The sequence below is a fragment of the Peribacillus sp. NPDC097284 genome, from assembly GCF_044761765.1.
Lineage (GTDB): Bacteria > Bacillota > Bacilli > Bacillales > DSM-1321 > Peribacillus.
The window spans coordinates 43,205-66,697 of sequence record NZ_JBIWCZ010000013.1 but is presented as its reverse complement, the minus strand read 5'-3'; the positions used below and the strand labels follow the sequence as shown (position 1 = coordinate 66,697).

The 23,493-nt window shown below is 44.2% G+C and carries 15 protein-coding genes; 4 read left to right on the top strand and 11 right to left on the bottom strand.

What is annotated here, in order from left to right; translation table 11 throughout:
- Positions 1-21: 21 nt before the first annotated feature.
- The 9 genes from ACIQXU_RS17970 to ACIQXU_RS17930 form a co-directional block, all read right to left on the bottom strand.
- Positions 22-735, bottom strand: coding sequence for a 4'-phosphopantetheinyl transferase family protein (locus tag ACIQXU_RS17970; protein ID WP_402991414.1), 714 nt, complete (start codon positions 733-735; stop codon positions 22-24).
- 98 nt (positions 736-833) lie between these two features.
- The gene (locus ACIQXU_RS17965; RefSeq protein ID WP_402991411.1) at positions 834-2,285 is read right to left on the bottom strand and encodes an MDR family MFS transporter; all 1,452 of its coding nucleotides are present in this window, start codon (positions 2,283-2,285) and stop codon (positions 834-836) included.
- 2 nt (positions 2,286-2,287) lie between these two features.
- Positions 2,288-2,509: an MbtH family protein gene (locus tag ACIQXU_RS17960; RefSeq protein WP_402875615.1), complete on the bottom strand. Its 222-nt coding sequence runs from the start codon at positions 2,507-2,509 to the stop codon at positions 2,288-2,290.
- Between the two features lie 22 nt (positions 2,510-2,531).
- Positions 2,532-9,701, bottom strand: a complete 7,170-nt coding sequence (locus tag ACIQXU_RS17955; RefSeq protein WP_402991408.1) for an amino acid adenylation domain-containing protein — start codon at positions 9,699-9,701, stop codon at positions 2,532-2,534.
- Positions 9,702-9,736: 35 nt separating this feature from the next.
- Complete coding sequence (locus ACIQXU_RS17950; protein WP_402991405.1) at positions 9,737-10,645, bottom strand: isochorismatase family protein; 909 nt, start codon at positions 10,643-10,645, stop codon at positions 9,737-9,739.
- 21 nt (positions 10,646-10,666) lie between these two features.
- Positions 10,667-12,304, bottom strand: coding sequence for a (2,3-dihydroxybenzoyl)adenylate synthase (locus ACIQXU_RS17945; protein WP_402991448.1), 1,638 nt, complete (start codon positions 12,302-12,304; stop codon positions 10,667-10,669).
- A 21-nt stretch (positions 12,305-12,325) separates the two neighbouring features.
- On the bottom strand, positions 12,326-13,543 hold the full coding sequence (gene dhbC, locus ACIQXU_RS17940; RefSeq protein WP_402991402.1) for an isochorismate synthase DhbC: 1,218 nt from the start codon (positions 13,541-13,543) through the stop codon (positions 12,326-12,328).
- Positions 13,544-13,600: 57 nt separating this feature from the next.
- On the bottom strand, positions 13,601-14,386 hold the full coding sequence (locus ACIQXU_RS17935) for a 2,3-dihydro-2,3-dihydroxybenzoate dehydrogenase (protein WP_402991399.1): 786 nt from the start codon (positions 14,384-14,386) through the stop codon (positions 13,601-13,603).
- 220 nt (positions 14,387-14,606) lie between these two features.
- A complete protein-coding gene (locus ACIQXU_RS17930; protein ID WP_402991396.1) occupies positions 14,607-15,473 on the bottom strand; it encodes an alpha/beta hydrolase in 867 nt (288 codons plus the stop codon).
- A 417-nt stretch (positions 15,474-15,890) separates the two neighbouring features.
- Here ACIQXU_RS17930 and ACIQXU_RS17925 point away from each other — a divergent pair, with 417 nt between their 5' ends.
- From ACIQXU_RS17925 to ACIQXU_RS17910, 4 genes are read left to right on the top strand one after another with little or no spacing between them, the layout of a single operon-like run.
- A complete protein-coding gene (locus tag ACIQXU_RS17925) occupies positions 15,891-16,859 on the top strand; it encodes an iron-hydroxamate ABC transporter substrate-binding protein (protein ID WP_402991393.1) in 969 nt (322 codons plus the stop codon).
- Between the two features lie 22 nt (positions 16,860-16,881).
- Positions 16,882-17,889 carry a FecCD family ABC transporter permease gene (locus ACIQXU_RS17920; RefSeq protein WP_402959245.1) on the top strand — a complete coding sequence of 336 codons (1,008 nt, stop codon included), beginning with the start codon at positions 16,882-16,884 and terminating at the stop codon, positions 17,887-17,889.
- 28 nt (positions 17,890-17,917) lie between these two features.
- Positions 17,918-18,910 (top strand): FecCD family ABC transporter permease, encoded by a 993-nt coding sequence (locus tag ACIQXU_RS17915; RefSeq protein ID WP_402991445.1) that lies wholly within the window; start codon positions 17,918-17,920, stop codon positions 18,908-18,910.
- Positions 18,911-18,925: 15 nt separating this feature from the next.
- Entirely contained in the window at positions 18,926-19,750 is an 825-nt protein-coding gene (locus tag ACIQXU_RS17910) for an ABC transporter ATP-binding protein (RefSeq protein WP_402991390.1), read from the top strand.
- 51 nt (positions 19,751-19,801) lie between these two features.
- Here ACIQXU_RS17910 and ACIQXU_RS17905 read toward each other — a convergent pair whose 3' ends face one another.
- Positions 19,802-22,927, bottom strand: coding sequence for an MMPL family transporter (locus ACIQXU_RS17905; RefSeq protein WP_402991387.1), 3,126 nt, complete (start codon positions 22,925-22,927; stop codon positions 19,802-19,804).
- The gene (locus tag ACIQXU_RS17900; protein WP_402875595.1) at positions 22,928-23,392 is read right to left on the bottom strand and encodes a MarR family winged helix-turn-helix transcriptional regulator; all 465 of its coding nucleotides are present in this window, start codon (positions 23,390-23,392) and stop codon (positions 22,928-22,930) included.
- Between the last annotated feature and the right edge of the window lie 101 nt (positions 23,393-23,493).

Genomic DNA, 23,493 nt, shown 5'->3' with positions numbered 1-23,493 from the left:
TTTCCAACGCCCTGTACATATTCAGGAATGAATATTCAAACTCTCGCATACATCCTGAAACGTGACACATGTCGGTTCATTTCTAAATTGATCTGCATTGGCATGATGGGCGCAAACAGATAAACAGTAGTGATTGTCTATTGTGTACTGTCTGCATATGTAATCCCTAATCTGTCTTTCTGTTTCCATATCTGTGATTTGGATGGATCCATTGCTACACTTTTTCATGGAGAACCCCTGTAATGGCATGGATATGCCTTCACCAACCGCTTTCACATAACTCTCTTTCAAGGTCCAGATGTCATAAAAGGCACCAAGGCCGCCTTCTCTATCATTCAATACATATTGATACTCTTCTTTAGTAAAAAGGTCTTTGGCGAGGGGTAAATCAAATGGTCCTATGTATTCTATATCCACACCCACTGCTTCATCATGAACCACACACACTACATATTCACCAGAGTGGGAGATATTATAATGGAAGGAAGGATAGTCACATAAAAACGGCTTGCCATATTCATTCGTTTGAATTCTCAGTTCCCTATCCATCGAGCCGTATCGTTCTTTTAATGCGAAACGCACCAACAAATCCCCAATCAGGGAACGATATGCATCATCAGTCTTCACGAACCTTTTCAATCGGCTCTGCCTTTCTTTTGAAACATGAACAAGCAAATTGTCTATATCCGCATTTTCCCTGCTCGCAGGCAATTTACAACTATATAGTTCAATCACATCTAGCCCCCCTTTTATACTCTTCAAACAAATAAATAGGGGCCGCTGATTAGAATCACAGCAACCCTCTATTTCAAGCATCTCCATCTGGAATTTTGTCACTTACTCATTCTGACTGGTTCTGTCTTAGGAATTTCAGTCGATTGCTGACTTGGCAAGATGCTCTTAAAGTCTTCTTTCTTCAGACGTAACGAGATAGTAAGACCTATAACAAGAAAGACTGATGAGCCAAGGAGAGCATATTGATAGGATGCCAAGTTACTCTGTTCTATTCCGTTCCTTGCCACCTCGCTTGTCCCCAAGGCTCCCAACACACTCGCTAGTACGGCTACCCCAACAGCTGAGCCGAATCGATTCTGGACATTGAATAATGTAGTTGCCCTTCCCATCGATGCTGAAGTAATATTCGTGAAAATGGAAGACTGTACAGCAATCACTGCATGTCCCAAGCAGATGCCGACACTAAATAATAAGAGTCGTAAAGACCAAGGATTCGCTGTCGGACCAACAATACTGATGATGGCAAAGATTAAGGCCGTCCCAAGTAGCCCAAGGCAGATCACCTGCTGGCCATTCAATTTCTTGAAAGTCCAAGGAATCATCCTGGATGCTACCATAAGCCCCAATGCCTCAGGAAAAGTGGCCAATCCACTATCCAGGGCAGAGGCATTCATGGCATTCTGATACATTAACGGGAATATAAAGAGCATTCCCATTAATGCTGCTTGCGATAATAGAGAAATAAGGCCAAGGGAACGGAACAATTTGTCCGATAATAGGCTTAAATCCAGCATGGGTTCCTTGACCCGTAATTCTCGCCATACAAACAAACAGACAAGTATGAAGCCAATCAGTCCCGTATACATAATGACTGGAGAACTCCATCCCTTTGAAGGACCGGTACTCAGTGCATACATGACCATCGATAAACCGGCAGCTGATAACAGAAACCCTGTCAGGTCAAGCCTGCCGGCCGATGGCTCTTTATGTTCCTTCAAGAACAGCAAACCGATGAGGAAAGCGATGATTCCAAAAGGAATGTTGATATAAAAAGCCCAGCTCCAAGATAGCTGTTCCGCAAAGAAACCACCGACAACCGGACCAATGGCTGGTGCAAAGGCAATGGGCAAGACAAGGGTCCTTGACACTTTCATTCGTTCTTTCTGAGAAAATGTCCTAAATAAGATTGCCATTCCTACTGGAGTAAGGAGTCCACCGCCTGCACCCTGCAAGGCCCGAAATAAGGTCAAGGTCTCTAGGTTTGTCGCAAATCCGCATAGAAGGGAAGCGAGTGTGAAAACCCCAAGTGCCAATAGGAAAATTTTCTTGGTACCATATCGATCCCCAAGCCACCCCGATATAGGGAGAAAGACCGCGAGGCTTACTAAGTAGCCTATATTAATACCGCTTGTGGCTGAGGGGAGGACATTGAATTCCTGGCCGATGACGGGAAGAATGACATTGACGATCGTGCCGTCCATCGAAACCATGAACATGGCAATCACATAAACCATGCAAACGACTAATTTAGGATTCTCGTGTATGCGCACGTTCACTTTACTCCATCAAGGCTCGATACGAGCTTTAGGCTCTTAGGCTGAAGATCCGTCCAGTTGGCATTAATATAGTCCAAGCAATTCTTTTTGCTTTCTTCTCCATAAATGGTGGACCAACCTTCTGGTATGTCCAAAAAGGCAGGCCAAAGGGAATGCTGACCTTCTTCATTTATCAATACTTTATACGTACCATTCTCGTTCTCAAAAGGGTTAGTCATTCTTTATCTCCACCTTCATTAATTAGTGCGTATTTTTTTTCATATTTGAAAGCTTGTTTGCAATCACCTGTCCGATTTCCGCAAGTGGCTCAGGTTGACACATATCCTTATGACGGCACTCAATATCATGTTGTTCAATCAATCCATTTATATATGGTCTCCATGTATCCGTTGAAAGGCTAGGGAACCATTCTGGTATGAGTGTTGATTTAAAGAACAAAACATTACCATTGAACACTCCTGGTTCATATTCACCCATGATTCGAACAGAATTCACATAGGTTTCCTTCAGGTTAAGGATTGTCTTTTCTTCCAAACTAGCTAATGCACTTCCATCTTGGCGCAGAATTTCTATGGCACCAGCATCATCCAATGGCTTGTCTCCTAAACTATCAGGATCATACCCACCCAAGGCAAGCAGGGCGATCAATGCTTCCTCATCACCAGGAGCATTAGTAGTCGGCAAAAATTGACTTGGAAATGCATCCAGAATGGCCACAAGTTGGACTTCTTCCCCCTCGTTTTGCAGTTGGGTAGCCATGGCATGCACGACATTTCCACCCAGTGACCAACCCAATAAACGATAAGGGCCTTTTGGCTGGATTTTGCGGAGATGTTCGATATAATCTGCTGCCATCTCTATCAGTGTTTCCGGATAGCGCTCACGCTCAGAAATCCCCCGAGCTTGCAGTCCATATATTGGGTAATCTGGACCAAGAGCCGTCATTAGCCCGGCGTAGCACCAGCTCAATCCTCCCGCTGGGTGTATACAGAACAGCGGAAGTTCCTCGCCACTTTTGCGTAGCGGCAACAAGACATCCAAAGCACTCTGGCTCGAGCCCATTTCAAGCCTTTCAGCTAGGCCAGCAACTGTCGGCGCTTCAAATAAGTTTCCGATGCTCAACTCAACGCCAAGCGCTTCACGTATCTTACTCATCAGCTGGACGGCAAGCAGGGAATGCCCTCCCAGATCAAAGAATCCATCATCGATTCCAACGTGTGAAAGATCAAGAATTTCCATGAACAGTTTACATAGGATTTCTTCCTGTGGCGTCCTTGGTCCACGCCCTGAAACGGCTGCACCGAAATCAGGTACTGGCAATGCCTTTCGGTCCAACTTTCCATTTGCTGTCAAAGGCAAATCGACCATTTGGACAAATGCAGATGGAATCATGTAATCTGGAAGGCCGGCTGCAACAAACCGACGTAATTCGGCTGGATTGAAAACCGCATTTGCCGCTGGCACAGCATAAGCCACCAATCTCTTATCACCTGGGTGATCTTCACGAACGATGACGGCAACTTGCTCCAGATAAGGACACTGGGCAAGTAATGATTCAATTTCTCCCAGCTCGATACGGAAACCGCGAATCTTGATTTGATGATCGGCCCGTCCCATATAGTCCAATGAGCCATCAGCACGCCATCTGGCTAAATCTCCAGTCCGATACATCCTAGTTCCTGATGGACCGAATGGATTAGCAACAAAACGCTCTGCCGTCAAACCATGACGCCCAAGATACCCGCGGGCCAAACCTGAACCAGAGACATACATCTCCCCAGTTACTCCTGCAGGTACCAGTTGTAGGCTCGCATCCAAAATATACACCCCAAGATCCGGGATGGCACAGCCTATAAGACTGTTCGCCTTCACGGCGGTGACTTCCCTGTTAAGTTCCAGATAACTTACATGAACGGTTGTTTCCGTAATTCCATACATATTAATCAATCGCGGCGCAGTTTCCGGATGACGGCTATACCAATCCTCCAAGCGGCTTAGTTCAAGTGCCTCCCCACCATAAATCACATACCGTAACGTTAGATTCTGTCCAAGTTCCGGCTTGTTACGATCCGCCTGCATTAATTGATAAAAGGCAGATGGGGTCTGGTTAAGAACCGTGACTCCTTCATCCACAAGGAGCTGTAAAAACTCTTCTGGTGACCGGCTGGTTGAATGAGGTACAACTATAAGCTTCCCACCATGAAGAAGCGCGCCCCATATTTCCCATACCGAAAAATCGAAAGCATAAGAGTGAAACATCGTCCAAACATCATCCGAATTGAAATGGTACCAGTCTTCTGTCGACCCAAAGAGCCGGACTACATTTTGATGGGGGATGACTACCCCTTTCGGTACACCTGTTGAACCTGATGTATAAATAATATAAGCTGCGTTTAAAGGTGATAAAGGCTGTTTCCGTTCACGATCTAGTGGGTTATCTGTTGAATATCGTGACATTTCCACTAACGTGCTCGGATCGTCCAATACAATTTGTTGGATATCATGCAGATTCGGAAGGCTAGTTGCCACACTGGAACTTGTAAGGACGTAGCTAGGCTTCGCATCCTGAAGCATGAAAGACAATCTGTCGATAGGATATTCAGGATCTAGAGGCAAATAAGCCGCCCCCGCCTTCAGTACAGCAAGTATGCCAACCACCATATCCAATGATCTTGGTGTGGCCAATGCTACAAATTGCTCCGATGCAACCCCTTTAGCCATTAGCAGACGGGCAAGCTGGTTTGCCCTATGATTTAGCTCTTCATATGTTAGGGATTCATCTTCATATACAGCAGCGATTTTATCTGGATACCTGTTCACTTGTTCTTCAAACAAAGCTGGTAAACAGGAATCAGGGATTTCTTCACCATGCTGATTCCAATCAACAAGAATTTCTTGACGTTCTTTTGGCTCCAATATTTCCAATCGTCCGATTGTCTGGTCCGGGTCCATTACAGCCCCCTCTAATACTCGTACGAATCGGTTAAGCATCCTTTCGATGGTTTCAGGTTTATATAGATCTGCACTATATTCAAGAAACCCGCTCATTCCATCCGGTTTTCCTGTGTCATCATGCATTTCCCGAATCTCAATCGTCATATCGAATTTGGAAGTCCCCACACTATATAGCTCTAGGTTGGAATGAATGCTCGGAAGCTTTAGCTTTGGCTCAGGCGTATTCTGCAGGGCAAGCATGATTTGGAATAATGGATGCCTAGATCGTGAACGTGGTGGATTCAGTTCTTCTACCAAGCGTTCAAAAGGCAAGTCTTGATGTTCATACGCCTGTAAATCAACATTCCTTACCCTTTCAAGAAGTTCACGGAAAGTTGGGTCTCCAGAAGTATCCGTACGGAGCACCAAGGTATTAATAAATAATCCGACTATTTCGCTCAAAGCGTCGTCGCTTCGCCCTGCAATCGGACTTCCAATCGGAATGTCCGTACCCGCTCCAAGGCGAGTAAGCAAGGTCGCAAGTCCCGCCTGCAATACCATGAATAAGCTGACTCCGTTTTCACGAGCCACATCCACTAAGCTACGATGCAGGACAGGAGAAATCATAAACTTCAATGTATCCCCCTTATAGCTTGGTTCGATAGGCCGAGGGAAATCCATAGGCAACTCCAACTGATCGGGAAGATTCGCCAGTGTCTCCTTCCAATAATCAAGCTGTTCTTTCACTAAGCTAGCTTGATCGTTCTCTTTTCCCAACAATTCTTCCTGCCAAAGCGCATAATCCGCATATTGGACAGGAAGAGGAGTCAAGTTAGGTACCTCTCCAAGAATCCTGGCTTTATAAGCCGCAGACAAATCTCGCGTAAGAGGGGTAAGGGACCATCCATCGGCTACAATGTGATGTAAAAGTAAAACTAAAACATGCTGATCCGGTTCCACTGAGAAAAGCTGAGCATAAATGGATGGCTCCACAGCGAGATTAAAGCTATAACGCGTAGCGACTGCAATCTCCGCATCCAGGTCCGCCGCTTTTACTCTAGTTATTAACAATTCAACCCGGGCCTCAGAAGGGTCAATGATGCTTTGATGGGCATTCCCCTCCGTTACTGGAAAAATCGTCCGTAACGTATCATGATGAGCAACCAGGTCATTGATTGCTGCCTCGAGAGCATTCGTATCAAGGTTTCCTGATAATTCTATGACCAACGGAATATTATAGGTTGGACTAGGGCCTTCAAGACTGTGTAGGAACCACAATCTCCTCTGTGCAAAGGAAAGGGGTATCTTTTTGGGCTTACTCGTTTTTTTCACGGGCAATCGTGCACTTTTTCCATTGGAGAGCTGTTTTGCAAGACCCGCCACGGTCGGTGACTCAAAAATCTTGCCTATGCCGAGTTCCACTCCGAATGTATTGCGTATTCGTGCCATCAGAGTTGATGCAAGGAGTGAATGCCCACCTAAATTAAAGAAGCTATCATCAATTCCTACTCTAGATAGACCTAGAACTTCAGCAAACAACTCGCTCAAAATTTCCTCTTGCGGTGTTCTTGGTGCTCGGTCTGAAATTAGCGAGTAGAAATCGGGCACTGGCAATTCTTTACGATTAAGCTTCCCATTTGGAGTTAGCGGCAACTCTTGCATCTCAACGATTGCCGATGGAATCATATAATCCGGAAGATTACTTCCCACAAATGCGCGAAGTTCCCCTGGATCCACTTTCGAATCCAGCGAAGGAACTATATAAGCCACAATTCGTTTATCACCCGGAATCTCCTCGCGAACAATCACGGCCGCTTGTAAAACCTCAGGATGTTGGACAAGCTTTGCCTCGATTTCCCCAAGCTCGATCCGGAAGCCACGTATTTTAATTTGATGATCAGCGCGACTAATATAATCCAGTGAACCATCCACCCTCCAACGAACCAAATCACCTGTACGGTACATCCGGCTGCCCTTAGGACCATTCGGGTTGGCAACAAAACGCTCTGCTGTTAAATCCGGGCGACCTAAATACCCCCGGGCTAGCCCTTTCCCTGCAATATACAATTCGCCAACGATTCCGGGAGGGACTGGTTGTAAACCTGCATCGAGTACAAACACCTGTGTATTCCAAAGGGGTGATCCTATGGCGGGCATGCCTGTCTGACTGGAATCCAGCTTTTTAGATGTCGACCATATCGTCGTTTCAGTTGGACCATATAAGTTGGTTACTTCACACCCTAAATCCTTTAATGCAGTGGCTAAACTAATGGAAAGAGCCTCCCCACCAACAAGTACCTTAAGCCCCTTGATTACATCTGGATAATTGGATACCATGGCATGCCAAAGCGTCGGTGTCGCCTGCATGATGGTAATATCATGTTCGGTAATGATGTCTGCCAACGCCTTGGGTTCTTGAATCTTCTCCTTGGCTGCAACGACGCAGCTGGCTCCATTAAGAAGTGGCAGGTACATTTCTAAACCGGATATATCAAATGCGATGGTAGTGACCGCCAGAAGCCTATCTTCTTGATTTAAGGAAAACTGGCTTTGCATGGAAGAAAGGAAATTAATCAAGCCTTCTGATTGAATGACGACACCTTTCGGATTCCCTGTGGAACCGGATGTATAGATCATATAAGCTGGGTTAAGAGGTGATAGGGCTCCATTCCTCTTTGACTCATCCACATTTCCATCGGAATATTTTCCTGATGAAAGAGCATGCTCTGCCTCATCCAATAAGATGAGTTCCGCTTCACCACCACTTGGTAGTTTTGAAGCAATTTCACGGTTTGTTATTAGACAAATAGGCTTCGCGTCGTTCAATATGTATTCAATGCGGTCAATGGGATAATCGGGATCGATTGGTAAATATGCAGCCCCTGTCTTTAATACGCCCAACATGACCACGACCATGTTCGCAGAGCGCGGTAAAGCAATCGCCACGAATTTTTCCGGACCTAGATCTTTTTCCAATAAAAGATGGGCAAATTGATTGGCACGCTTATTCAATTCCTCATAACTAAGGACCGTCTTTTCATCTACCAGGGCTGTTAGGTATGGGCTTTTAGCTACTTGTTTTTCAAACAGGCTTGGCAAGTTGGCAGACGGAATCTCCTCGGCGGTTTGATTCCACTGGTGCAAGACCCTCTCACGTTCTTCAGGTAAAAGCACTTCAAGTTCCCCAATCATGTGGACCTCTTCTGCAGTGGCCACCTTCTCGAACAACCTTAAGAATCGGGTATGGTGAATGCCTAGCTCTTCCAAATCGTACACTTCCGGGTTAGCATCCAAATCGATTCTTAATCCATTTCCATCAGACTTGTCATATATGTTTATCGATATGTCATCGACCGGGCCTGTGGCCAGCTTATGTGTAATGGCTTGATTACCCGCAAAGTCCAATCCATAATCAAAAGGCATGACATTGATTTGCGGACCGAATAATCTTTGATTATCACCAAGAAGCTTAAGGTCACGGCGAAGTTCTTCATGTCTATAGTTTTGATGGCGGCGGATAGTACGCACTTCGCTTGATACTTGCTTCACTACTTCCTTCAACGCCATATCCGGTCGAACGGTTACACGCAATGGAAGTAAGTTCATCACCATACTCGGAATATTGATTGAAGCAGAGCCCAAACGCCCCATCATCGGCAGGGAGAGGATGACGTCTTCCGTTCCCGTCAGACGATGAATATATACAGCAGCGACAGCCATTGCCACTTCATGCCACGTCCCCGAGTATTTATGAGCATTTTTTTTAAAAGATTGTGTGGCAACAGTCGATAAATAACCCGTTTGGCTAAGAAAACCGTTAGATGTCCTAGGAGCCCGTTCAGCAAGGCTCATGACTTCCGGTTGATCAGCAAAGCGCTCCAGCCAAAACTGACGATCGGCTTCGAATTTCTCGGACGCCCTGTATCTAGCATCTTCCTCCAATAGCTTAACGAAAGGACTAAAAGCTGCCTCTTCACATGGTCGACCTTGGACAAGTGCCGTATACAGCTTCGCGACCCGCTGCGATATTAGTGAAAATCCAAAGGCGTCCATTACTATATGATGAATCCGCTGATACCAGAAATACAGTTCTGGTCCAACCTTAAACAATGCTTGAGAGTAAAGGCTGTCCGTTTTTAAGTTAATGGGGTGAAGCAGGTCTTCTCTCATCCATTGCAAGGCCTTCTCTTCAGGATTATCTTGATCGCTTACATCCAAGAACTGAAAGGGTAGTTCAGTGGAGTCCACCAGGACTTGATAAGGTCCGCTTTGGTCCTCCCCAAATTGAATATGTAAACTTTCTGCCTCCCTTACTGCCTGCATGAGCGCTGCTTCAAACTTACTTACTTCCATTTTCCCTTTAATCTCTATGTATTCACCCGTATTGTAAATCGGGTTATCCGGCTCTAGTTGCTGCGCAAACCATATGCCGGACTGTGCGCCGGACAATGCCATGCGAGTTTTTTGGTTCTCCATATTACTCACCTCATTTACCTCCTTTTCACATCGGATCAAGCTAAAACTTTCTGGGAAGATAGCAGGTTCCACCAATCAGCAATTGTCGGTTTCTCAGCCATTTGCATGAAATTGATTTCCGCCCCTTTTCCTCTCAACATTTCCACAAGGCTCATCATGCGAATGGAGTCCATTCCTCTATCGATTAAATCCTCATGATCTTCAAGACCTTCTGAAGGGTCTTCGCCAAGAAGGTCGAAAATCATCATCCTTAATTCCTCTATTGTCCAATCGGCTCCTTCCTGACTAGCAGGTGATGATTGTTCACTGACTTGTAATTGGTCAAGCAACTGAAGCGTTGAAGTTGTAAACGCACATCGCTCTGCGGCATATTTCAGGGCCATTTTATGTTCTTCCAACGAAAAATCAGCGACCGCATCGGCCACCAGGAATGGTTGTATATCTTGCATAAACGCTTCGCTTGCCGTTAAAAGGCATCCAATATGGGCATATACTCCACAAATAATAAGTTGATCACGTCCCTGTTCTTCCATTAATTCAAGAAGATTGGTTCGTTTGAATGCACTGTATCTCCACTTAGTCAGCATGATGTCGTCATCAGACGGAGCAACGTCGCCCACGATTCTTGTCTGGTTCGGGTCATCATCGAGCCCCGTTCCCCAAAAATCTGTCAGGAGCGCACGGTCCTTAGGATTTTGATCTCCCGGTTGCGCCGTATAAACTACCGGTATGCCTAATTCCACACAACGATCCTTGATGGTTGTTATGTTCTTCAATAGTTCTGGTATAGGTGAATCATTTTTTTCGAAAAAATCGATAAAATATTGTTGCATATCATGAATGAGAAGAACCGAACGCTTCGGTTCCGCCTTCCATGCCACCTTGTTTTTTGGTAAATCAGATTCAACTGGCATTGCATATGGTGTGATAGCGGGAATAGCCATCAAATCACTCCTTTTTCTAATTTATTTTAATAATGTTGCTATTTTACGTTCATTTAGCTTGTCAGAAATGATTTGTCGAAGTGCCTTTTTGCTTACTTTTCCTAATGGCGTTTTAGGAAAGGTCTCGATGAATTCCACTCGGTCGGGAATTTTAAATGTAGCCAGACCCCTATCCTTCAAGAACTGTTTGAGCTCTCTGGCTTTAGGGGTTCCCCCCCTTGGTATCACGAATGCGCATGACCGCTCCCCAAGGTATTCATCAGGCATCGAGACAATCGCTGCATCATGAACGGCTTCATGGGCCAGCAGATGGTTTTCCACTTCTTCTGCCGCAATTTTTTCGCCACCTCGATTGATTTGATCCTTATCTCGGCCCTCAACGACTAAGTAGCCTGAAGAATTTATGCTTACCAAGTCACCCGTACGGTAAAATCCATCTTTAGTAAAGGCCTTCTCATTATGTTCCGGTGCCTTGTAATAACCGCAAATCGTATAAGGCCCCCTTGTCAATAATGTCCCTACTTCACCGGGCGCAACTTCCTTATCTTCTTCATCAACCACACGAATTTCATCAAATTCTGACATTGGACTTCCTTGAGTGTTCACGATGAGCTCATTTGAATCATCAAGCCTCGTATAATTCACTAGTCCTTCCGCCATGCCGAATACTTGCTGTAATTTACACTGAAAGGCCGGGCCTACTCGACGGGCGGCCTCAGCGCTAAACTTCGCTCCTCCAACTTGCATCACTTGAAGGCTTGATAAATCATCATTACGGGATGAAACGGCTTCAAGCCATCTCAATGCAAGGGGCGGTACGAGTGCGGTAATCGTCGCACCATGTTTTTCAATGAGAGGAAATGCTTCATCAGGGCTAGGACCAGGTGAAAGGACAACCTGTCCCCCACCATATAATGTGCCTAGGATGCCAGGAGAACTCATCGTAAAGTTATGGGCGATAGGAAGCACCGCTAGATAGATGCTATCTTGATTGATTCCGCAAATTTCAGCACTTAACCTTAAACTGTATATGTAATCATCATGTGTTCTTGGAATTAACTTTGATAAACCCGTACTTCCGCCGGATAACTGTAGGAAAGCGACATCACTAGACTGGACGATTGTTTCCACCAATTCGTCAGGTTCTCCGTATAAACCTTCCAAACTTGTGAACTCCTCTGCGTCCCCTGTCACAATCACATTCAACAAGCTATCATTCTTACTTTGAACGCCTCGGGCAAGTGTTCTGTAGTCAAATCCACCATGTTTATCTGGAATGATGTAAGCAACGGCTTCAGTGAACTCGCAAAAATACCCGATTTCATTGCTGCGATGGGAAGGAAGGGCATATACAGGAAGAGCCCCGATCCTGAATAAGGCGAAAATGACTTCAAAAAACTCAACGACATTAGGAAGCTGGATGACGACCCTGTCATTCTTCTTTATCCCTAACTTTTGAAGGCCGACCGCTAACCGATCGGCACGGTCGTCCAACTCTGCATAAGTCAGGTTTCTTTCCCCCCCGGTAATGGCAATCCGATCTCCATGCTCCTTGGCACGGTCACGTAGTATGCCGCCAAAGGTCTCCCCTTTCCAACAACCTTCTTTTCTATATAAATCAGCCAAATCCTTAGGCCACGAAGTAAAACCTTCTAACATCATCTTTCCCCTCCATGCCAATTACTTTGATAATTCCGTATCAATCCCCATTGCGCGAAGCATGGTTTGAAACTTAGCCGAAGTTTCGGCAAGTTCTTCTTCCGGTTTAGATTCTCCGACCACGCCGGCTCCGGCAAACAAACGAAGCGCCTTTTCTTCCACTTCTGCGCATCGAATCGTGACGATCCATTCACCGTCACCATTTGCATCACACCATCCAACCATTCCCGTGAAATATCCCCGATCGAAAGGTTCAATCTCCAAGATGGATTCCCTTGCCCGCTCAAACGGCGAACCGCATACGGCAGGAGTCGGGTGAAGCGCGATGGCAAGCTCCAAAGAAGAAGTTTCAGGATCCGCAAGTTCCCCCTTCACTTCTGTCGATAGATGCCACATTGTCTCTGTACTTATTACCGATGGGCTTTTGGGGACTTCCATCTTCTTGAAAAATGGACGAAGTGCTTCCGCCACTGCCTCTACTACGACAGCATGTTCATGTAAATCTTTTGAAGAAGAAAGCAATTCCTTCGAACGTCTTTGATCTTCCACTGGATCGTCACTTCGCGGTCGGGAGCCTGCCAACGGATTAGCCACCACGTGTAAGCCAGTTCTTGAAACTAGTAGTTCCGGGCTTGCGCCGATTAATGTTTTGGTGCAAACGCTTGAATCTTCTTGCTCTCCCAAATCAACGGCAAATGTATAACCCTTTGTATTTTGTCTTGCCAAGTTATGAAGCAACTCATTGATATTTACACTTATCGAAGATGTAAGTTGCAAGGACCGAGCCAAGACGATTTTGTCCAGATGACCACTGGCTATCTGTACTAGTCCTTCTTCGACACCTTCTTTATATTGGGCAGGCTCTGGAACCGATTTAATTTGGTATGTAGGGACTGAATCCGTATCCACTGTTCTACTAGGACCATATTCTTGAACACGTACAGTTGAATGTATCGTCTCTGGCACATGCAGATTAGCGGGCTTCTTATAATCGAACGGTATGGCGCCGGTGACGATTGGATTATCCTGTCCAAGCCTTTTTGCTCGCTCCAACGTTGCTGCAACCCTGTTAGCAAGATCCTCCATCTGATTCTCTTTTTCTTCATTTCCCGGAACCGTTAGCAAGGAACCTTTTCCCAATAAGGTTTGGTTCGGGCTTGATAGAAAGAAGTCGCCATCTTGGTAATCTTCCAACATCGGTTTTTCCAATACAGTCGAATTATATGGATGTTTAGTCATGTGCTATAACCCCTTCGTTATTGAATAGTCAGATATTATAGTGGTCTTCCGAGCTTATTAGACTCCTAATGTAGCTCCACCATCTACACAAAGATTACTCATGGTAATATGATTTGATTGGTCGGATATGAAGAAAAGAATGGCATCGACAATGTTAGAAGGTTCCGCAATTTTTTTCAGTGGAATTCCTACTTTATATAATTCAGGCATGCCATCGATGACCGGTTTTACCCCATTATCACCTTCCCATAAAGACCACTGCATTTCCGTAGCGGTCGAACCAGGAGCAACGATGTTACAACGAATATTATGCTGAGCTAATTCCAAGCCTAGACACTTAGTAAACATGGTGGCCGCTGCCTTGGATGCCGCATAGGCCGCTAAATTGATTCGTGGGACACTCGCTGCATTGGAACCCACTGTAACAATCGAACCTTTTTTCCTGTTTATCATATGTTTACTCACGGAACGGGAGACATTGAAGACACCAGTGGAATTGACGGCAAAAGTCCTTTGCCAGTCTTGATCACTATAGGACTCGATTAGCCCCGGGCTAAGAACCCCGGCTACATTCACCAATATTTCTATTGGACCAATCTCTCGCTCAACCGTATCAACAATGCGGTCGATGGCTGGACTATCACTTACATCTGCTGAAAACCCATATACCTCTAAACCTTCAGACTTCAAGGCATCTACGTGTTTCTGTAATTTATCTGTTTGGAAGTCAACCGCCGCTACTACGATACCAAGCTTGGCTAACGACTGAACGACTGCACCTCCAATCCCTTGTGCTCCTCCCGTTACGAGTGCCACTTTCCCCTTACATTCCTGAAAGTACATGCTTAACTCTCCCTTTCTTAATAAAAGAATCTAGTGCAACCATGCAACAGATTCTCAGTTTCATTACAAAAATCGTTTGGTAGAGAATACTTTAACCAGCTCTCCCTCTATCTTTTATCAATAATGATAATCATTATCATTTAAATTCTACAGGTAATGTTATACATTTCTATCTTCACGGTCAATGGGTATTCATCGATTTGCTAAGAAAGACCTATTCCTACACAGGTCCATTTGCCCTTAAAGCAAAACGTAGTCCCTTGTTAATTAATGGAGGTAAAACAGACACGTGATTTTCCTCCTCGAACTCCGTGAACTTTACATGTAGCCGGCCTTTCGTTGAAGTTCTTAAACGGTTAGAGAGTTCTAATGCATTTTCATTCATGCCACTTTTGTGATTTTTTTCGAATTCCCCCACACCTACAAATAAGGAGATATCCCTATCATCCCTTCCCAATCGACTCAGGAAATGATTCTCTTCTTCCGAAAACCACTTTTTATTCCAATGAATCGAGGGACTACCCGCGATATATGTTTGAAAAGCTTGAGGATTACTGAATAAGGTATACAGGGTAAACAAGCCACCTAATGAATGACCGAGAAGCGCTTGTCTACCCCGGTTGATGTTAATGGAACTCATAATCTCGGGCTTGAGGTCTTCTTCAATGAAATTCAAGAAGTTCACCGCCCCTCCATGTGGAGGCCAATCCCCCCCATCAGGTTTCTTTGGCAATTCTGAATAATCGACGGGCAATGTAAAGTCATAATAACGGTCGGTGGAAAATGCTCCGTCTATCGGATATCCAATACCGACGATAACGGCAGGTACGATCCCTGTCTTTTCAGGTCGCTTCGACTGCAAACGCATGGCCTCGACAATGGTTCCAAACACCGAATTGGCGTCGAGCACATATATGACTGGAAATCCTCCTGCTGGCTGTGCCTCTTTTGGTCGATAGATGAAAATTTGGTACATCCGTCCCTCCCTACTAGATTTCATGAGGAATTGACTCGTCCCTTTCAAGACTACTTCTCCATCTTCCCTGGAGTGACCCACCATTGCTGCCTTATCCTTTTCTTTCTCCATATTCTTTCATTCCTCCCATCACTTAATTTTCGACTATTAATCTTCACTTCTAGTTATCATGTATTTCATAACCCATTTATTGATAGTACTTACTCCCCACTAAATGATAATGTTTCTCATTTAGTTTATCAACAATGGTGAAATTTGCAACCACACCTTTCCTGAATATCTTTTTCATAGAAAATTAATGATGATATTTTATTTTTTTACAAAAATGCTATTGATAATTTTGTGGATTACCTATATATTGTATATTGCATGATAATGATAATCGTTATCACTGGTTACCTTCGTTTAACTCACTAGATTCCTAGTTGGACAGGTATCGAAATAAATTTTTAACTGCGCTAGAGAGCATCTACATATTGTTTGTATCGCATTTTTAAAAAAATATTTTAGAATAAGGGGAGTCAGAACATGAAGAAAAAGTTAATGGTACTTGGCATGGCGGCAGTCTTTAGTATTGGACTTGGAGCTTGCGGTAATGCTGAAAACAGTTCAGGAGATACTTCTGAAAAAAGCAGTGCGACCGAAACGAAGAAGCAAGAGACACAAAAGATAACCTATCTTGGCAAGGAATATACGATTCCTTCTGAAGTTAAAAGAATAGTGACAGCAAGTTTGGAGTCAATGGAAGATGCCGCTGCATTAGGAGTTAAACCAGTGGGTGCTATAACGGTAGGTGGAAAACTTCCAGAATATTTGGCGAAAGACCTTGAGGGTGCAGAGTCAATTGGTGAGAAAATGCAGCCAAACTACGAAACCATTCTTGGCCTTAAACCAGATGCTATCATGTGGACATCCAAATCCGACGGTACGGTAACGGAAAAATTAGATAAAGTGGCTACAACATTTCCTTACTCACATATTTCTACTGATTGGGAGGACAACTTACGGTTAATGGCCAAGCTGTCCGGCACGGAAGACAAGGCCGAATCCATCATCTCTCAATACAAAGAAGATGCTGAAAAAGCAAAAGTGGAAGTCGGCGAAAACCTGAAGGATAAAAAGGTAATGGTTGTGAGGGTAAGAAACGGTAGTCTATTCCTCTATCCTCAAGATGTATACTTCAACCCAGTGTTATATGCTGATTTAGGATTAACGGTTCCTGAAGAAATTAAACCAGTCAAAGCGCAAGAAATGATTGCATTAGAGAAATTTGCTGAAATTAACCCGGACTATATCTTCCTACAGTTCTCAGAAAGCGAAAATGCTGAAAAACCAAAAGCTTTAGAAGAATTGGAAAGCAACTCCATTTGGAAGAGCATCGAGGCTGTTAAAAACGATAAGGTGTTTGTGAACTCTGTTGATCCGCTTGCACAAGGTGGAACAGCTTGGAGTAAAACAGCCTTCTTAAAAGCTGCATCGGAAAATTTAGCTAAATAGGCAGTAAGGTGCGTTGATTGATATGGCAAAAATAAATTCATTACCGATCATAATTCTATGTATGGCACCCGTCTTAATTATTCTGACAACCATTTTGTCCATTCTTTATGGTGCAAAAAATATAGACTTTATAACAGTATGGAATGCATTTTTGCATTATGACCCAGAGAACGTCGATCATGCTATTATAATCACTTCACGATTGCCAAGGGTTCTGGGTGCCCTTCTTGTTGGGGCATTTTTAGCCATATCAGGAGCACTCATGCAGGGGATGACAAGAAACTATCTTGCATCCCCTTCAATCATGGGAGTGACCGATGGCTCTGCATTTGTCATCACTCTTTGCATGGTTTTCGCTCCTGGCATGTCTTCTTTCCATATGATTCTTTTTTCGATGCTGGGTTCTGCCTTAGGGGCTGGCATAGTTTTTGGTTTTGGTTCATTACTACATAATGGTTTATCCCCGGTACGCCTAGCCATAATCGGTACGGTAATCGGAACATTTTTGAGTAGTATATCGGCTGCGATAGCCTCCTACTTCCAAATTTCCCAGAGTGTTAGTTTTTGGTATAATGCAAGATTGCATCAGATCAATCCGGACATCCTGAAACTTTCGATCCCCATTGGGGCAATTGGCATCATCCTTGCTCTATTCATTTCCAAATCCATCACCATTCTATCTCTGGGGGATGAAGTCTCCATCAACTTAGGTCAACGTACGAAACTAGTTAAGCTTGTTTCCCTACTCTCTGTCGTATGCCTAACGGGTATTGCAGTAGCACTCGTCGGCAAGATTGGATTTATAGGGTTGATCATCCCACACATCACACGCTTTTTAATAGGAATCGATTATAAATGGATCGTTCCCTGTGCTGGTGTAATCGGTGGAATTTTCCTAGCATTATGCGATGTAATCAGTAGGTTCGTTAATTATCCATTCGAAACGCCGATTGGAGTGGTCACCTCCTTAATCGGCATCCCTTTCTTCCTATATTTAATAAGAACGAAAGGAGGAGAAAAAAGTGTATAGTCAATCATCGAAACGCTTGGTTATCACAATGACAGTCGGTATCTGCCTAATCATAGCGACAAGCTATTTAAGCTTGGTAAGCGGTACCTTTGATATGACCGTCATGGATGTCGTTCGGACGTTATTCCGTATAAACCCGGTCGCAGACTACGATTTGGTCATTTTTGATTTTAGGCTCCCCCGCATTGTCATTGCCGGTCTAGTAGGACTTGCACTAGGTATTGCAGGAGCTGTCATTCAAGGTGTAACGAGAAACGGTTTGGCGGATTCAGGCATCTTGGGAATAAATGCAGGGGCCGGAACTGCCATCGTCATCTTCATGTTTTTCTTTCAAGGTAAATATATTGGAGCAGGTTCTGATTGGCTGTCCATCATGAGCGTTCCGTTGTTTGGATTGGTTGGTGGAATTTTAGCCGCCCTCATCATATTCCTTATTTCGTGGAAAAACGGATCCCTTGATACGAGTCGTTTCTTACTGACCGGGATTGCGATTGGCTCGGCATTTGGGGCCCTTTCCCTCTACATATCTTTGAAGATGAAATCTTCGGATTTTGAAATGGCCACTGTATGGATCTCAGGCAGTATCTACTCGGCCAATTGGAAATACATCGTCGCCATGTTACCTTGGCTAATAATCTTAATACCCATCATTATGAGGAAGGCCTATTTATTGGATTTGTTTCAATTGGAACAGACCAGTATAAAAAGCCTCGGAATATCAGTAGAAAAGGAAACTTCGATTCTCTTGCTCAGCAGTATCGGCTTAGTGAGTGCATGTGTTTCCGTATCAGGTAACATCGGATTTATCGGGTTGATGTCCCCGCACATTGCAAAACACCTTGTAGGAATCCACCACAAACATGTGCTTCCTGTGTGTGGGGTGATTGGGTCCTTCCTGGTAATCGCTTCCGACTATATCGCAAAGACGGTGTTTGCACCGGCTGAATTGCCAGTAGGAATCGTCATTTCCATTATCGGTGTTCCCTATTTTCTCTATTTATTAATAAAAGAAAAAAGATAAAAGGAGAGATGGCCCGTGAGCATTCTGCAGATGGAAAATCTGGAAACCAATTATGAAAAATTCACAGTGTTCAAAGATTTAAATTTGGAAATAAAAGAAGGACTGATCACAACCATCATTGGACCGAATGGATGCGGTAAATCCACTTTACTAAAAACAATAGGGCGCATCCTTAAGCAAAAAAACGGGACCATTTATCTGCAGGGGCAGGATTTACAGTCCATTCATACAAAGCGGATTGCCCAGTTAATGGCCTTGCTTCCCCAAAACCCTGTCGCACCTTCTCAATTGAAAGTGGAGGAACTTATTTCATATGGTAGATATCCACACCGCAATAATGTCAATAAATTAACCAGAGACGATAAAGAAAAGATTGAATGGGCCATGGACATTACCAAGACCCTCCCTTTTCGTGATAGGGAAATAGCCAACCTATCCGGTGGGCAGCGTCAAAAGGTTTGGCTTGCCATGGCATTAGCACAGGAAACGGGCATATTATTATTGGATGAACCTACGACATACCTTGATATGGCTCATCAATTGGAAGTTCTACGGATCGTTGAAAGGTTAAACATAGAACAAAATAGAACCATCGTCATGGTTTTACATGACATCAATCATGCGGCCCGCTTTTCTGATGAAATCATCACCATGAAGAATGGAAAAATCATGAAGGTTGGAACCCCTTCCGAGACGATTACACCGGAAGTCTTGAAAGAGGTCTTTCAAATCGATGCACGGATCATGATAGACCCCTCCAATGGGGCTCCCGTATGTTATGGATATGATAATATCGGCCAACAAGAAGAAGCAGCAAAAGATGTTTATGTAACGAGTTAATGCTAAGAAAACAAACGAAAGGCACCCAGGTGGGGTGCCTTTCGTTTTGTATCATTTCTCAGATTGCTGTTGATTCATAAACGGCCACCAGTTAGCTTTTCCGAACGTTGCAACCATCACTGGGATAAACAGTGGCAATATGATGAACGCGTATAGAGCAAGGCCTACCAATATTAAAGTCGCAATCTCTAGGAGTGACAGAACGCCTGCAGGCATCATGGCCGCGAAAGTCCCACCAAGGATCACGGCCGCGGAGATAATGACCGTCCCCATTTTCCGCATCGATAAATACATCGCTTCTTTTACCGGTTTACCTTTCCACTCATTAAAGCGATCCATCAAGAAAATACTATAATCGATTCCGAGTGCTATTAAGATAACGAAAGCGAAGAATGGAACGGCCCAGCCTATGCCCGCATACCCCAGAATGTTAACGAATATCAATTCTGTAATCGCCGCTGCCGTGAAGTATGTCAAAACAAGAGACACGATTAAATAGATTGGCATAACCAACGATCTAAACATAAAGAATAGAACGATTGCAATACCTGAAAGCATCAACACCACTGTCTTAGAGAAATCAGCCTCGGACATCATGCTCAAATCATGATGGGTGCTTGTAATTCCGCCGATAGCAATGTTGGCATTTTCTAGTTTTGTTCCTTTCGTTACATTTTTGACCGCATCCTCAATCCTATCAATTTGTTCAATGGATTCGTTGGAATATGGATTCGTCTTGAAGATTACATCAAGTGTCATCACTTTGCCGTCGTCAGATAGATAGGTATTCAGTGATTCTCCAAATTCCTTGCTTTCCAACACCTCTTTTGGAATGTACATGCCTGTGACCGTTTTATCCGTCTTCGCAAGACCGGATAAATAGCCCTGTGCAGATGATAATCCATCATGGACTTCATTCAGGCCATCGGCACTTTTATTTAAACCATCTTCCAATTGGTTTAGCTGACCACCCATGCTGGAAAAGCCATTCAATAGCTCTTGCTGACCACTGCTTAAGCTTGTTAGGCCCCCTTCAAACTGGGATAGATTTTTAATGACTTCGCTTTGTCCATTGGCCATGGTCGTTAATCCTTTTTGCAAGGTATCCACGCCTGTGATCAACTGGGTTAGACCTTTCCCCAGGGCTTTTTGTCCGTTCACGATTTCCGCCATGCTTTTATTCGCGGTATTCAAGCCACCAGATACAAGGCCGAGATTCTTATTGAGTTCCGCTAGTCCAGCTGCCATCGTCCCTACCCCACTCTGTGCGCCCTGGACCGTTTGTTTGATTGTTTGGTAGTTCACATCTTGCTGAAGCTCCGGATTACTAGCTTCCATTTTTTCAAAGGATGCGTTCAGCCCCGTAAGACTTTTCGACACCTCATTAAGATTTGTCTGAATATCTTTGTACCCGCCTTTAAGTTCATTCAATCCAGATGTGGACTGCTGGTAGCCTTCCAAAAGCTTTCCACTGCCTGTAGCCAGCTTTTCAAGGTTAGACTTGACCTCTTCCAGTCCTTTTTTCACGTCCCCTGTACCTAAGGAGCCATCACGGATACCTGCTTCAATACTCGTTAAAGCGGTCTCTACCTGGCCTACCCCGTTTTTCAATTCATTGGTTCCAGAGATCAGGCCTCCGATTCCGTCTGTCGCCTTCTTTAAACGCGGACCAGATTCTGAAAGTTCACTTCCTGCCGTCTTTAATCCGTCACTAATCTGTTCAATCCCTTGATTCCCTTCTCCGATTCCTTTTTCCAACGTTTTGGCCTGATTGGAGACAAACAAATCCTCTATAGGCTCACCGGTCGGACGGGTTACAGAACGGACGACATCGACGTCATCCACCTTCGTGATTTCCACACTGATCTTCTCCGCAAGCCCGACATAATCCTCTGAATCCATCCGCTCATCATTCTGGATGACGATCTGGGTTGGCATGGATTGTCCCGGACCAAATTCGTCGGCAATGATATTGAAGGCCATGATTGAGGGAACATCATTCCCAGCCTCTTCAAGAGAGTTATAAGAAATCTTCCCTTCATACATCAATAAAAAGGGAACACAGACAATCGCCACGATAAGCAAGGCCAGCAAAGGACGATTTAAGGAGAAGTTTCCTAATCTGCCCCACAACTTACTATCGCTATGTTCAAGCTTGCCTTTTGAAGGCCAGAATAGCTTCTTGCCAAGCACTGCCATGAAAAATGGAACGATTGTATACAGGGCAACCATCAGGATAAAGACTCCGATGGCCACGGCAGCCGCTGATTGATATAGCTTAAACGTGGAAAAGCCAATGGCCGCAAATCCGATCATCACGGTCAATCCGCTGAAGAAGACCGTTTTACCAGCCGTACGATACGTTTCTACAATGGCTTCCGTCAATGACTCCTGTCCTGATAATTCCTCTTTAAAACGACTTAACAAGAGAATGCAATAATCCGTTCCGATCCCGAACAAAATCCCGACCAAGAAAATCTGGGTATAGGACGAGATGGGAAAATCCCAACGGTCCACCAAAAAGGAAACGATGGATTGGGAGCATAAATAGGTGAAGCCTACTGTAATCATCGGAATGAGAGGCGTCACTACCGAACGGAAGACCACCAATAATACCACCAATATGAAGATGACGGTGATTCCCTCCGTTTTTTTTAATCCTTCCTGGGAATTGGTATTAAGATCTTCATCGATTATCCAACTGCTCGTGTAATAATGATCAACATCTATTTGATCCAATTCCTTATAAAGCGCGTCAATGACGTCCTTTGCCTCACGGTCTCCCTTGGTCATGGTGATGGAGGTCAGTATCGTGGATTGATCTTTCGAAACCAACTGTTCTTTAAGGGATGGTTCTTTAAAATGGGTCAGTATTTCTTTGATGCCCAGTTCCCCTTTATTCACTTCTAACCTTTGTATCCCCTTTTCAATCTCTTGCCTTTCATCTGCAGTCAGCTTCTTTTCACTATGAAAAACCAGGGCCAACTGCGATTCATCCTCATTTTGCACTTGCTTCAAAAGTTCATTCGCCATTCCGGAAGAATACTCTTTCGGAACATCCAACTGTCCCTTTTCCTTGACGAGTTCCGCCATATTAGGAGCTATGAACAATAATCCAACTGTAATGGCAATCCAGATAATGACGATTGCCCATTTTCCTTTTATAATTGCTCTCATTTACCTTTCCTCCCTTATCCCCATCTTCATCTCGGCAAAAGTCCATGAAAGCTTTTCATATGTATCCAGGAAACTAACAATCTCTTCATATTTAAAATTCCCCATGATTGTCTCTACGACTATATGAATCTTCTGCTCCATTTCCTGAAATAATGTTTCTCCCTTTTCGGAAAGCCTCAAATGGACCACCCTTCGGTCATCAAGGTCACGTGCACGCTCTATCAAGCCTTTGCCTTCAAGGCGTTTAATGTTCGATGTGACTGCGCTTTTATTGACATGGAAAGCCTCACTAAGCTCGGTCGAGGTACAGAATTGCTGTTGTTTTATGAAACGCAAAGTATAATATTGTTCATTTGTCAGTACATCACAAATCTCGTCTTTAATGAGAAGCTCCCCCATCTTATTCACATGAAAGGAAACCTTCATGTATCGATCAATCAATTCGGTAACTTGTTTATCACTCATCCCTTCACCCCATAAAAAGTAGTTCAGTCACTTAACTATTTGCCATCTTACTATAAATTGGATTAATATGTCAATTAGATGACAGTTTTATTGTTATCCGT

What these genes read in the sequence shown, in the direction of transcription:
- ACIQXU_RS17945 (WP_402991448.1), bottom strand. Translation starts at nt 12,304, where the DNA reads ATGTTAGAAGGTTTTACTTCGTGGCCTAAGGATTTGGCTGATTTATAT.
- ACIQXU_RS17960 (WP_402875615.1), bottom strand. Translation starts at nt 2,509, where the DNA reads ATGACTAACCCTTTTGAGAACGAGAATGGTACGTATAAAGTATTGATA.
- ACIQXU_RS17935 (WP_402991399.1), bottom strand. Translation starts at nt 14,386, where the DNA reads ATGTACTTTCAGGAATGTAAGGGGAAAGTGGCACTCGTAACGGGAGGA.
- dhbC (WP_402991402.1), bottom strand. Translation starts at nt 13,543, where the DNA reads ATGACTAAACATCCATATAATTCGACTGTATTGGAAAAACCGATGTTG.
- ACIQXU_RS17920 (WP_402959245.1), top strand. Translation starts at nt 16,882, where the DNA reads ATGGCAAAAATAAATTCATTACCGATCATAATTCTATGTATGGCACCC.
- ACIQXU_RS17930 (WP_402991396.1), bottom strand. Translation starts at nt 15,473, where the DNA reads ATGGAGAAAGAAAAGGATAAGGCAGCAATGGTGGGTCACTCCAGGGAA.
- ACIQXU_RS17905 (WP_402991387.1), bottom strand. Translation starts at nt 22,927, where the DNA reads ATGAGAGCAATTATAAAAGGAAAATGGGCAATCGTCATTATCTGGATT.
- ACIQXU_RS17915 (WP_402991445.1), top strand. Translation starts at nt 17,918, where the DNA reads ATGACAGTCGGTATCTGCCTAATCATAGCGACAAGCTATTTAAGCTTG.
- ACIQXU_RS17925 (WP_402991393.1), top strand. Translation starts at nt 15,891, where the DNA reads ATGAAGAAAAAGTTAATGGTACTTGGCATGGCGGCAGTCTTTAGTATT.
- ACIQXU_RS17955 (WP_402991408.1), bottom strand. Translation starts at nt 9,701, where the DNA reads ATGGAGAACCAAAAAACTCGCATGGCATTGTCCGGCGCACAGTCCGGC.
- ACIQXU_RS17950 (WP_402991405.1), bottom strand. Translation starts at nt 10,645, where the DNA reads ATGGCTATTCCCGCTATCACACCATATGCAATGCCAGTTGAATCTGAT.
- ACIQXU_RS17900 (WP_402875595.1), bottom strand. Translation starts at nt 23,392, where the DNA reads ATGAGTGATAAACAAGTTACCGAATTGATTGATCGATACATGAAGGTT.